The sequence below is a fragment of the Flavobacterium sp. B330r genome (genome assembly GCF_056824325.1).
In genome coordinates, this window is the sequence record NZ_CP124860.1 from 1535570 (window position 1) to 1547493 (window position 11924).

8 protein-coding genes are annotated in these 11924 nt (G+C 36.0%); 1 reads left to right on the forward strand and 7 read right to left on the reverse strand.

The genetic code is table 11. From position 1 onward, the window contains the following. Window positions 1-93 precede the first annotated feature (93 nt). The 3 genes from QLQ95_RS07145 to QLQ95_RS07155 form a co-directional block, all read right to left on the reverse strand. Entirely contained in the window at window positions 94-1113 is a 1020-nt protein-coding gene (locus tag QLQ95_RS07145) for a phenylalanine--tRNA ligase subunit alpha (RefSeq protein WP_248728619.1), read from the reverse strand. An 84-nt stretch (window positions 1114-1197) separates the two neighbouring features. Next, window positions 1198-1647: a hypothetical protein gene (locus tag QLQ95_RS07150; RefSeq protein WP_482503195.1), complete on the reverse strand. Its 450-nt coding sequence runs from the start codon at window positions 1645-1647 to the stop codon at window positions 1198-1200. A 171-nt stretch (window positions 1648-1818) separates the two neighbouring features. After that, the gene (locus tag QLQ95_RS07155; protein ID WP_095928457.1) at window positions 1819-2175 is read right to left on the reverse strand and encodes a hypothetical protein; all 357 of its coding nucleotides are present in this window, start codon (window positions 2173-2175) and stop codon (window positions 1819-1821) included. Window positions 2176-2418: 243 nt separating this feature from the next. Between QLQ95_RS07155 and QLQ95_RS07160 the strand changes: the two genes are divergently transcribed. Then, complete coding sequence (locus QLQ95_RS07160; RefSeq protein WP_095928458.1) at window positions 2419-2970, forward strand: CvpA family protein; 552 nt, start codon at window positions 2419-2421, stop codon at window positions 2968-2970. Window positions 2971-3211: 241 nt separating this feature from the next. Here the strand turns inward: QLQ95_RS07160 and QLQ95_RS07165 are convergent, their stop codons facing one another. The 4 genes from QLQ95_RS07165 to QLQ95_RS07180 form a co-directional block, all read right to left on the reverse strand. Next, on the reverse strand, window positions 3212-5608 hold the full coding sequence (locus tag QLQ95_RS07165; RefSeq protein ID WP_482503198.1) for a glycoside hydrolase family 95 protein: 2397 nt from the start codon (window positions 5606-5608) through the stop codon (window positions 3212-3214). A gap of 288 nt (window positions 5609-5896) precedes the next feature. Next, window positions 5897-7843 (reverse strand): sialate O-acetylesterase, encoded by a 1947-nt coding sequence (locus QLQ95_RS07170; protein ID WP_482503200.1) that lies wholly within the window; start codon window positions 7841-7843, stop codon window positions 5897-5899. A gap of 115 nt (window positions 7844-7958) precedes the next feature. Next, a complete protein-coding gene (locus QLQ95_RS07175; protein ID WP_482503202.1) occupies window positions 7959-9449 on the reverse strand; it encodes a cellulase family glycosylhydrolase in 1491 nt (496 codons plus the stop codon). A gap of 196 nt (window positions 9450-9645) precedes the next feature. Then, window positions 9646-11883, reverse strand: coding sequence for a glycoside hydrolase family 3 C-terminal domain-containing protein (locus QLQ95_RS07180; protein WP_482503203.1), 2238 nt, complete (start codon window positions 11881-11883; stop codon window positions 9646-9648). Window positions 11884-11924: the final 41 nt, after the last annotated feature.

Here is an 11924-nt window from a genome sequence, read left to right on the forward strand (position 1 = left end):
TTATAACGTAAAGCCATAGCCCTGATGGAAGCGGCATCCTTTTGTTTTTTTCTTTAAAAAACAAAAGATACAGCGGACAGCAGGAAATAGCTCCTAAATATTTGATTTGAACTGCTCTAAGAAACGAACATCGTTTTCATAGAACATACGGATATCTCCAATTTGGTATAAAAGCATAGCAATACGCTCTACTCCCATTCCGAAAGCAAATCCGTTGTATTCATCTGGATTAATATCACAGTTTTTCAAAACGTTTGGATCTACCATTCCGCAACCTCCAATTTCTAACCAACCCGTTCCTTTTGTGATTCTGTAATCCGTTTCTGTTTTTAATCCCCAATAGATATCAATCTCAGCGCTTGGCTCTGTAAATGGAAAATAAGATGGACGAAGACGGATCTTAGATTTTCCAAACATTTCTTTTGTAAAATAAAGTAACGTCTGTTTCAAATCGGCAAAAGACACATCTTTGTCAATGTACAATCCTTCTACTTGATGGAAAATACAGTGCGAACGAGATGAAATCGCTTCGTTACGGAAAACGCGTCCTGGAGAAATCGTACGAATTGGCGGTTTATGATTTTCCATGTAACGCACCTGAACCGATGATGTATGCGTACGCAACAACACATCAGGATTAGTTTGGATAAAAAACGTATCCTGCATATCACGCGCCGGATGGTATTCTGGCAAGTTCAATGCTGTAAAGTTATGCCAGTCGTCTTCAATTTCTGGCCCTTCAGAAACGTTGAATCCGATATTAGCAAAAATATCTATAATCTGATTTTTAACGATAGAAATCGGATGGCGAGAACCAATAATTACAGGTTCTGCCGCACGTGTTAAATCTCCAAAAATTCCTTTAGACTCTTCTTTGCTTTCAAGCTCTTCCTGAATAACTCTTACTTTTTCTTCAGCAACCGCTTTTAAAGTATTGATTACCTGCCCAAAATCCTTTTTCTGGTCATTTGGTATATTTTTAAATTCAGTAAAAAGTTCTTTCAGCAAACCTTTACTTCCTAAATATTTAATACGGAATTGTTCTAACGATTCTTTATTTTTCTCATTAAAGGCTTTAGCTTCCTCTATATGTTGTTTTATCTTATCTATCATTTTCCTTCGATAATTGAGAGTACAAATTTAGTGTTTTTAGTTGAAAGTGTGCGGTCACAGTCGCAGTTTTAGGTTTTCCGTAAATTATTTTATCAGATTTAACTTTTCTTCAACTTGTTTAATCTTTACATGCCAATAATCTAAACCTTCCTGATTGGTTACTATTTCCTTTTTGTAATTAGGAGAAATACTGCTTAGTTTATGCCAGTTTTTATTTAAATCCCGTTCTCTTTCTTGTTTATTTGTTGGTTCGATTCTAGTGCGCCAAAAGCCAATATTTTCAAGATATCTTTTTTTTATCCCTTCAAAATACTCTACTAATTTTTCTTTTGAATTCGGAATATAGCCCGGCCCGCTACAACCGCAGGAGTGAAACGTAATGCCTACAGAAAATAAACTTTTAATATGTTCCCACTTTTTGACATCGTCTTTCTTAGGCGATTCAAAATCTAATCCCATATTCGCCATAAATTCTCCGCATTGCGGACATTTGGCTTCAAAAACCGATGTTTCTCCTTTTTTCACATCAACCATCAGTCTTCTTTTAAAGGTCTTTCGACAATTAAAACAAGCATAATGAGGCTTATAAGATGTCATTGCGTATCTGCACATTTTTTTAGTGGTCAGTGGTCAGGTTTTTAGTGGTCAATATTCCGTTTACAGCGCTGAACACTAAGCAACTGAATACTGAACACTAAAAAAAATCTATTCAATAAGTTTTCTTTCCAAAAAATAACTTACAATCGCTTCTTTCATTAAAACCGATTGTTCACCGGCTTTTAACGGCGGCAGATTTTCTTTTACTTTATAATGAGGCCAGCCTTCTTCATCGAAATATTCGAATTCATAAAATCCGTATGGTTCTAGCAATCGGCAGATTGCAATGTGCATCAAATTCAGTTTTTCGTCTTTTTTGTATTCGCGGTGCACTTTTCCGTATTCTTGAACTCCGATTAGGTAAATTATGGCATCCAAATCTAAATCTTCGCCTTGCGAAAATTGATTGGAAAGTATATCAACGAGCTTTTCCCAGCGCTCTTTTAATTGTGTATCTCTAGACATTATATGATTTTAGATTGTTGATTTTAGATATTAGATTGCTCAAAAATTCAATTCTGAAGGGGGCAGAATTACAATCTGTACTCTAAATTTGATTTGCAAAGATACAGAGTTCGAACGCAATGTGCCTAAAAAAATTAAACACATAAAATTACATCTGCCATAAACCCCATGAACCTTTGTCTCTCTGCACCTCTGAACCTTAAAAAAACATATCTTTGCGCCTTTATTAAACACCTGTAAAACATGAGTTTTTTTGATATTATTGTAGCCGCGCTTTTAGGATACAGTTTGTACAAAGGCATTAAAAATGGACTTTTTGTAGAAGTTGCCTCTTTCATTTCTTTGCTGTTAGGAATTTATCTTGCGATTAAATTTTCTTCGTTAATGACGGGAATGATTTCAAAACACGTTTCTTGGAATCCGACCAATATTCAAATTACGGCTTTTATCCTGACTTTTATCTTAGTTGTAATTGGAGTTTATTTTTTAGCCAAAATCTTAACTGGAATTGCCGATCTTGCCATGTTAGGCTGGATGAACAAACTCGGAGGCGGATTCTTTAGGGTTTTAAAAACCATTCTGATCTTAAGTATTTTTATTGCTTTGTTCGAAAAGATAAATTTCAATAATACATTCGCTAAAAAGGAAACTTTAGATAGTTATATTTTTTATAATCCAGTGAAGAAAGTTGCTGCTTTTGTTTATCCGTCGATTGAAAAATGGTACGAGACTTTTAAAAAAGAACATACTCAAAAAGATGAAGAAAAAGAAACTTCTGAATCTGAAAAAAAATAAATTCAAATATAAAAAAGCTTCGGAGAAGCGAAATATTTATAGAAAAAAAACAAGCGTTCAAGATATAAAAAAGCTTCGGAGAAGCGAAATATTTATAGAAAAAAAACAAGCGTTCAAGATATAAAAGAGCTCCAGGGGAGCGACATATTTAGATTTTAAATAATTTATATGTCGCTCCCCTGGAGCTCTTTTTGGTTTGATTATTAAATTTCTATAAATATTTCGCTTCTCCGAAGCTTTTCTAAAACTTGATTTCTATACTTTCTCCTTTTTTCAAAACAATTTCTTGTTTTTTATCGCCGAAAATCAAAGTTGTTTTTCCTCCATTTTTAGAGGAAATAATCACTTTTTCAGGTTTTTTATCATTCCACGTCATTTCAATTTCAAATCCGCCTCTTGCACAGATTCCTTTTACAAAACCTTCTGACCAAGCGTCTGGTAAAGCAGGAAGTAATCGAATTTCATTTTCATTTGACTGCACCAACATTTCGGCAACGGCAGCTGCTCCTCCAAAATTACCATCAATTTGAAATGGCGGATGCGCATCGAATAAATTCGGATACGTTCCTCCTCCTCTTCTTGGTTTTTCTGTTTTCTTTCCGTCGGGATCTACGTAACGAAGTAATTCACGATACATTTTATAGGCACGATTCCCGTCCCAAAGTCTTGCCCAAAGATTAATTCGCCAGCCTTTTGACCAGCCTGTGGTTTCATCACCTTTTATTTCCAAAGTTTTCTTCGAAGCTTCCGCTAAATCTGGAGTTTTTAATGGCGTAATATGATCGCCAGGGAAAAGTCCGAATAAGTGCGATTGATGACGGTGTTTCGGATCATTATCTTCCCAATCAAAATACCATTCCTGAAGATTTCCTTTTTTTCCAATTTGATACGGATGCAATTTTGAAAGTGCTGTCTCTAGTTTTTTTCTGAAATCAGCATCCATATTCAGCACTTTCGAAGCTTTTATGGTTTTATCAAAACATTCGCGAATCATGGCTAAATCGGCAGTTCCTCCGTACAATGTCGCACCTACAAAACCATCTGCCAGTTTATATTGATTTTCTGGCGAAGTCGAAGGCGATGTAATTAAATTTCCATTTTTATCAGTAACCATCCAACCTAAACAAAATTCGGCTGCGCCTTTCATCAAAGGATAACCTTCTTTTTTCAAATAAGCTATATCTTGGGTAAAAGTATAATGTTCCCAAATGTGTGTACTCAGCCACGCCTGCGCCATTGGCCAGCACGCCCACATCGGATCTTCTTTTCCAAACTGTCCAACGGGATTAGTCATTGCCCAAATATCTGAATTATGCGCTGCAGCCCAACCTTTATCTACACCATAAAAAGTTTTGGCTGTAACTTTTCCTGTTACCGAAAGATTTTTAATGAAACTCAAAAGTGACGAATGCATTTCGGATAGATTGGTGTTTTCTGCCAGCCAGTAATTTTCTTCCAGATTGATATTCATTGTATAATTGCTACTCCAAGGCGGACTCAAATGCGGATTCCAAAGTCCTTGTAAATTGGCTGGAACGCCCAAAGTTCTTGATGAACTGATTAATAAATAACGTCCAAAATTGAAATATAGAATTTCTAGATTTTTATCTTCTTTTCCGTCAGCATAACGCAATAAACGTTCGTCTGTCGGCAAATCTGGAGCGGTTGTTTTTCCTAAATCTAAATCGACCCGATTGAAGAATTTTTGATAATCGGCAATGTGAGATTCTTTTAGTTTGTCGAATGCTTTTGCGTAGGCATTGTTCAGGTTTTGCAAAGCGATCGATACCTCGTCTAATCCTTCTGATGCTGGATTTTTGTCAAAACCGTTAAAGCTTGTTGCCACAGAAACGTAAATAATCGCTTCGGTTGCATCTGTTAGCGTTAAAGCTTCTCGAGAACTTGTAATTTTTCCGTCTGTTTTTTTGATTTGGACTAAACCTGTAAATCGTGTTCCTCTTTCTTTTAAGCCCAAATATTTTGGAGAAACATTATACCCTACGTTTTCATGAATTGGCGCAGAACCTTTTAGAACCAAAATATTGTTTCGCACTTCAACATTTGATTTTAAAAGGCTTTTTAGATTGATATCAAAGTTTAAAGCTCCTTTTTGATCGGCTGTCAGTTTGATAATCATAACTTTATCTGGAGCCGATACGAAATATTCTCGCGTATATTTGATACCCGCCATTTCGTAACTAACTTTAGAAATAGCATTTGAAAGATCCAGTTCACGATGATAATTTACTGCCTTCCCTTTTTCGGAATTATTGATTTCTAATGTTCCTAAAGGCGCATACGATTCGGAATTTTTTCCCTCGACTTTTTTATTCAGTTCTTCGGCCAGTTTGTAGTTTTCGTTTTTTAATGCTTCTCGAATTGCGGGAATATTTTTGTAAGCTTCCGGACTCATATTGGCATTTACAGGTTCGCCTGACCAAAGCGTAATGTCATTCAAATAAATTTTGTCTGAATTGGCGCCTCCAAAAACCGTTGCTCCCATTTTTCCGTTTCCTAAAACCAAGCTTTCTTCAAAGAATTCTGCGGGTTGTTTGTACCATAAAACATTCTTGGATTGCGCCGAAATGTTTGTGTAGCAAGACGTGAGAAGTAAGATGAAAAATGTTTTTTTTATCATATTGTGTTATCTTATCCTAACAGGTTTTAAAAACCTGTTAGGTATTTATTTTTTATCTAAACTAATAAAAAAATCTAGTCATACCTAACAGGTTTTTAAAACCTGTTAGGATAAAAAACGGTACCAAATCAGATGTTCCTACGGAACATTTTTTGTTATATCCATTTTATTCAACGGATTTCCATTGCCACCGATGAAATTTCTACCGACGAAATGTTCCTAGCGGAACATCTATCGTTACGTATTATTTAGCTCTTTACTAGGGACTAATCACTAAGTACTCAAAAACTATTTACTCACTTTATACTTTTCATTCGCCGTTAGCATTTCCCAATTATCTGTTCTGAATGGCGATGCGGGAAATTTTTCTTTATTGAAAAGATTAATTGCCGTATCATCATCTGCCCAGCCGTAATGAACTGCTACGGGATTCCGAACTTTATCGCTCGAAACAATTATTTTGTTGTCTTTGATTATCGCTTTCGCGGAATGAAAAACTTTGTCTGCACCTGCAATTTCGAATCCTTTTAATTCAACATTATTAGGTGTTGATAATCCGCTGCCGATGTTATCGAAAGTAAGGATAATTTCGTTTCCTTTTATTGTTTGAGATTTATACGTTGGTCCGCTGTGAACTTGTTTTTTGCCGTAAATATTGTTCATCGCAATAGCTGCCAAACGCAAACCAATATCTTGTTTATTGGTTGGGTGAATGTCTTTTGCATTTCCAATATCGGTTGTAACAGCCATTCCTGTGTTTGGTAATTTTAAAGTTTCCGATTGCGCTTCGCGAAGTTCTGCCCAACGGCTTCCTTTTTGACTGTTGCCTCCGAATTCATCAAAAGTGGACAATTGAACGAAATAAAAAGGGAAGTTTCCTTGTTTGAATTTTGTTCTCCAATCGTTGATCATTAACGGAAATGATTTTTTGTATTCTGCCGCTCTCCAAACATTAGCTTCACCCTGATACCATAAAACGCCTTGCATTGCATAAGGCACTAACGGATTTACCATGGCATTGTACAATAACGATGGATAACTGTTTGGTGAAACTTCGATTCTCACTTTTATGACATTGAATTTCCAAAGTCCGTCAAGCGGAAGATTTGAATCTTTAAAATCGATTTTTAAATCTGTTGGATCACCGTAAATTCCACCGCCGCCACTGTAATCTGTAATTCTTACGGCTATTACGTTTGTTCCTTCTTTTAAAACGTTTGCCGGAATTTTGTAAACTCTTTTAGCATCCCAAAGGTTATTGGTTCCAACTTCAACTCCGTTTACATACGTTTTGTCTTCGTCATCGACTTTTGCTAAATGCAAAGTGGCTTCTTTTTTGGCTTGTTCTGCGGTTAAAACAATGGTTTTTCGCATCCAGACAATTCCGTCGATATTGCCGATTTGCTGGTTTTCCCAAAGTGAAGGCAATTTTATTTCAGGCCAGTTTTTATCTTGAAAGTTTGGATTTTTAAATTGATCTTCGTTTTCCATCGAAACATCAAAACCTTGTACTTTTTTCAGATTATCTAAAACCGATTTTTTATAGGTTTCAAAAATGGCATTGATATCTACGGTTGGAACATCGGCAATCATCGCTTTAAAATCGGGACTGTTTTCGAAAGCTTCACGGCTTGTCCAAGTTTCAACATTGGTTCCGCCCCAAGAAGTATTGATGATTCCGATTGGGATTTTTAATTCTGAATATAGTTTTCTAGCAAAATAATAGCCAACTGCTGTAAAATTACCTACATTTTCTTTATTTGCTACTTCCCATTTCCCTTGTTTTAAATCGTCTTTTGGAGTACCACTTAAATCTTGAGCAACACCAAAATGACGAATCATTGGATAATCTGCACTACTGATTTCTTTTTCAGAATTCATCGTTTTGAAAACCTGAAATTCCATATTCGATTGTCCGCTGCAAATCCAAACTTCTCCAACCAAAACATTTTTGATGGTGATTTTATTTTTTCCGATAATTGTCAATTCGAAAGGTCCTCCGGCTTTTTCAGCATTTAAATTTACCGTCCATTTTCCGTTTTTATCGGCTTGCGTTTTCTTAATTTGTTTATTGAAATGAATTTCTACACTTTCATTCGCATCAGCAAAACCCCAAATCGGAATTTGTTTGTCTCTTTGAAGCACCATTCCGTCAGAGAATATTAAAGGCATTCTCACATTAGCATTAGTTAAAACACTAATTAACAGAAAAATAAATATTACACTCTTTTTCATTTTTTCAATTTAAATATTTTTTTAACCACATAAGTGATATAAGATAATTTGAATTTTTATTTAGCATTGCGCTTAAATTTACTTATATCACTTATATGGTTTTAACCTGTTTTTTTTACTTTAATCCGTCTATTAAAGCGTTTAAAGCTTGTGTATCGAAGACGGTATTATCGGTTCTATTCATGATTCCGAAACCGTTGTTTCCTAGACTTCCTTCGTCCCAATAAAAAGGTAATAATCCGTTTGCTTTTGCTGTTTTGACTACCGTTTTTAAATAATAGGCTCTTGAGTTTAAATGCAAAGTCAGCGCGTCTCCTGTTAAAGTTGTTCTTCTAATTGCTCCAAACTCTCCCAATAAAACCGGAATTCCTTTGTCTACAAATTGGGTTTTCATCAATTTAAAATTCTTTTCTAAATCGGCTTCTTCGCCCCAAGTTGCATTTCGTTCTGTATCGGTTGTAGAATGAAAACCTGAACCCCAATAATAGAACATTTTACCCCAAGTTTCGTCTTTGGTTAAACCTGCGAAATTCCACGGAGCATAATAATGCACTTCGACCATCATTCTGCCAGAAACTTTATCTGTTGGCAATGTAGTCATTAATTTATTTGTTTTTTCGATATCTGTCGTTGGACCTTGAACTACCAAAACACGAGTTGCGTTTTTTCCTCCTGTTGAACGAACTGCATCGATAAAAGTTTGATGGTACGAATTTAAAACTGCCATTTGAGTAGCATCTTCAACCGCTGGTTCGTTGGCGCTTGCAAAAAGTAAATGTTCGTCAAAACCTCGTAAATGTGTTGCAATTTGTTCCCAAAACGCTTTTTGTTTCGCATTGTTTTCTACTTTTTTAGCTTCAGCAATATTGTTTTCCAGCCAGCCGCCGTCCCAGTGAATGTTTACGACAACATACATATCATTATCAACGCAATATTGAACCACTTCTTTCACTCGGTTCAACCAATCTATTTTAATTTTTGCTGTTGTTGCATTTTCCAAATTCTGATTCCAAGAACATGGAATTCTGATCGCATTAAATCCGTTTGCTTTTACAGCATCAATTAGAGCTTTAGTCACTTTTGGATTTCCCCAAGCGGTTTCTCCTCCAGTTGCTTCCAAAGTATTTCCGATATTCCATCCCAATTTGATTTTTGCTGCCAATTCAACAGCAGAACTTCCCATTCCTGGGGCATCTGCCGCAATTGGATTGGTATTGTAACTTGGATATAAGCTTCCTGCTGCCTGAGAAACCGAAATTGTTGTAGAAGGCACTTCGGTGCTTGTCAAAGTAATCACAGCATTTCGCAAAGCTATAGTCGTGTTTTCTAAAGCGGTAATTTTTACCACAATACTTCCTGAAGTTCCTGTAGTCTGACTTACTTTTATCCAGCTTACAGGATTACTCAATGTCCAAGTAACCCCATTGGAATTAATCGTTACTTCAATTGTATTTTCTTTATTTTCAAAATCGATTTTACTAGTACTCGCAGTAAGCGTTTTTATACTTACTGGAGCTTCTTCTTTATCTGAACTGCAAGCTAAAACTCCTAAGAAAGCAAAACATAGAATAAAAGACAAGAAGTAATCTTTGATTGTTTTTTTCATTTGGTTTGGTTTAAGTTAAGTGTAATACCGATTATGTATTCAATATAGTCTAATAAAAATTAGACTATTTTCATACTATATCAGCATTATACCAGAATGGGTTAGACTAATAGTATAAATGTATAAGTTTTTAAAATCAACGCCAGCTTTTAATGGGCTGGCGTTGAGAGTTTGGTTATTTTATAGCAATAACAATTTATTTAACTGTTACCTGAATTTCTTTTTTGATATCTCTTGAAGAAGTTCCTAACTTAATAGTATATTTTCCTGGTTCAACTGTCCATTTTTTAGCAGCAACATCGTAGTAAGCCAATTCTTTTACCGGCACTTTGATCGTCACTTTTTCTGAACTTCCAGCTTTTACATCCGCTTTTTTGAATCCTTTTAATTCTTGCGCTGCACGAGTGATTTTAGAATCAGATTTTGAAGTATACAATTGAACTACTTCTTTTCCGTCTACTTTTCCTGTGTTTTTAACGTCAACCGTAACTTCGATTACGTCGTTTTGAGCGTACGAATCTTTATTTGCTTTTGCATTATCAAGCGCGAAAGTCGTGTATGATAATCCGTAACCAAAAGGATATAATGGCGTAACATTTTTAGTATCAAACCAACGGTATCCAATTAAAATTCCTTCAGCATAATTTACCGCTTTGTCTCCAGGGAAACTGTTTGTAGCGTGCGCAGGAGAATCTTTCAATTGTTTAGGCATTGTCCAAGGTAATTTTCCTGACGGATTTACTTTCCCTAAAATAACATCAGCCAAAGCATTTCCACCTTCAGAACCGTTGAACCAGCTCCAAACTAAAGCAGAAGATTTCTGGCTAACTTCATTAATATCAAAAGGAGCCCCAGCAATCATTACGACAATAGTTTTAGGGTTTGCAGCTGTTACTTTTCTAATTAATTCTTCTTGTCCAAAAGGCAAGTGTAAATCTCTACGGTCAGAAGCTTCTGTTTCATAATCACGGTTGGATCCCGCAAAAATGATGGCAACATCTGAATTTTTAGCTGCATCAACTGCTTCCTGAACTTTTGCAGGATCTAAAGCATCAATTGTAACTGGACCATTAGCCGTAATATTTCCTAAGTTCCCTTTGTTTTTCTCATCGTAACGCTCTAAATATCCTTCTGCGTAATTGATTTTGATTGATGAAGGAAGTCTGTTTTTAAGACCTTCAAGAGGTGTAACTTCTCTTTTTGTTTTTACTCCAGCTCCAAATCCGCCAAGAGCATTTTTCTTTGTTGCATTGTTTCCAATTACAGCAATAGATTTTACTCCGTCTAGTTTTAAAGGCAATGCATTGTTTTCGTTTTTCAACAATACAATTGCTTCAGTGGCAATTTTGTAAGCGTCTTGGTAATGTGCTTCGGTTGCGATGCTTCCTTTTGCACGCTCGCCTCCGCCCATTGCTTTCACTTGGAATAAAACTCTTAAAATACGTTTTACGTGCAAATCAATTTCTTTCTCAGAAACTTCTCCAGATTTAACTGCTGCGATTAATTTATCGGCTAAGAAAAATTCGTTGAAAGGTTTTGGTGTTCCCATTTCAATATCTAAACCATTTTTCAATGCTTTTGCTGTAGAATGCACCGCAGCCCAGTCAGAAACTACAATACCTTTAAATCCCCATTCGTCACGAAGGATTTTATTCAGCATATAATCATTCTCACATAAATATTCGCCTCTAAATTTATTGTAAGCTCCCATAATACTGTATGCTTTTGCTTCTTTTACAGTAGCTTCAAAAGCCGGAAGATAAATTTCGCGAAGTGTACGCTCATCAATTTGCACATCTACAAAATCACGATTTGTTTCCTGATTGTTTGCCGCGTAGTGTTTTACGCACGCCATTACATCTTTTTCTTGTAAACCAACAACCAAAGGCACTGCAATTTTTTTATTCAAAAACGGATCTTCAGACATGTATTCGTATGTTCTTCCTCCAAGCGGCGTTCTTACCATATTGATGGCTGGCGAAAGCAACATATCTTTGTCTCTTGCACGTAATTCTTCTCCTAAACTGGTTCCGAAAGTATGTGCCATTTCTGTGTTCCAAGTTGCTGCCAAAGCACCACCTGCAGGATAATAAGTCGCGAAATCGTTTGTCCATCCTGCTGGAGCCCAATTGTCGCGTGAGATTTCTTCACGAACTCCCAACGGACCGTCTGCCATTTTTAATTCTGGAATTCCTAAACGTTTTACGCCTGCGTTAGCAAACATACTGTTCCCGTGAAGCATTCCGATTTTTTCTTCTAATGTCATTTGCGAAATCAACTTGTCGATTTCGGCATCATGATCTGTGCTTATTTCTTTTCCAACGTATTCTTCGGTTTGTGCCGAATTTGAAGCTGTTGTTTGGGCATCATTTTTACATGAAGTAAAGAATGCAAAAAGTAGAGCTGATGAAAGGAATATCATTTTGTTTTTCATAGATAGTTAGGTGTTTTTTGATTTAAAGATTTTTGATTCCT

Coding starts and splice junctions, on each gene's coding strand:
- QLQ95_RS07145 (WP_248728619.1), bottom strand. CDS start 1,113: ATGATAGATAAGATAAAACAACATATAGAGGAAGCTAAAGCCTTTAAT.
- QLQ95_RS07150 (WP_482503195.1), bottom strand. CDS start 1,647: ATGGTTGATGTGAAAAAAGGAGAAACATCGGTTTTTGAAGCCAAATGT.
- QLQ95_RS07155 (WP_095928457.1), bottom strand. CDS start 2,175: ATGTCTAGAGATACACAATTAAAAGAGCGCTGGGAAAAGCTCGTTGAT.
- QLQ95_RS07160 (WP_095928458.1), top strand. CDS start 2,419: ATGAGTTTTTTTGATATTATTGTAGCCGCGCTTTTAGGATACAGTTTG.
- QLQ95_RS07165 (WP_482503198.1), bottom strand. CDS start 5,608: ATGATAAAAAAAACATTTTTCATCTTACTTCTCACGTCTTGCTACACA.
- QLQ95_RS07170 (WP_482503200.1), bottom strand. CDS start 7,843: ATGAAAAAGAGTGTAATATTTATTTTTCTGTTAATTAGTGTTTTAACT.
- QLQ95_RS07175 (WP_482503202.1), bottom strand. CDS start 9,449: ATGAAAAAAACAATCAAAGATTACTTCTTGTCTTTTATTCTATGTTTT.
- QLQ95_RS07180 (WP_482503203.1), bottom strand. CDS start 11,883: ATGAAAAACAAAATGATATTCCTTTCATCAGCTCTACTTTTTGCATTC.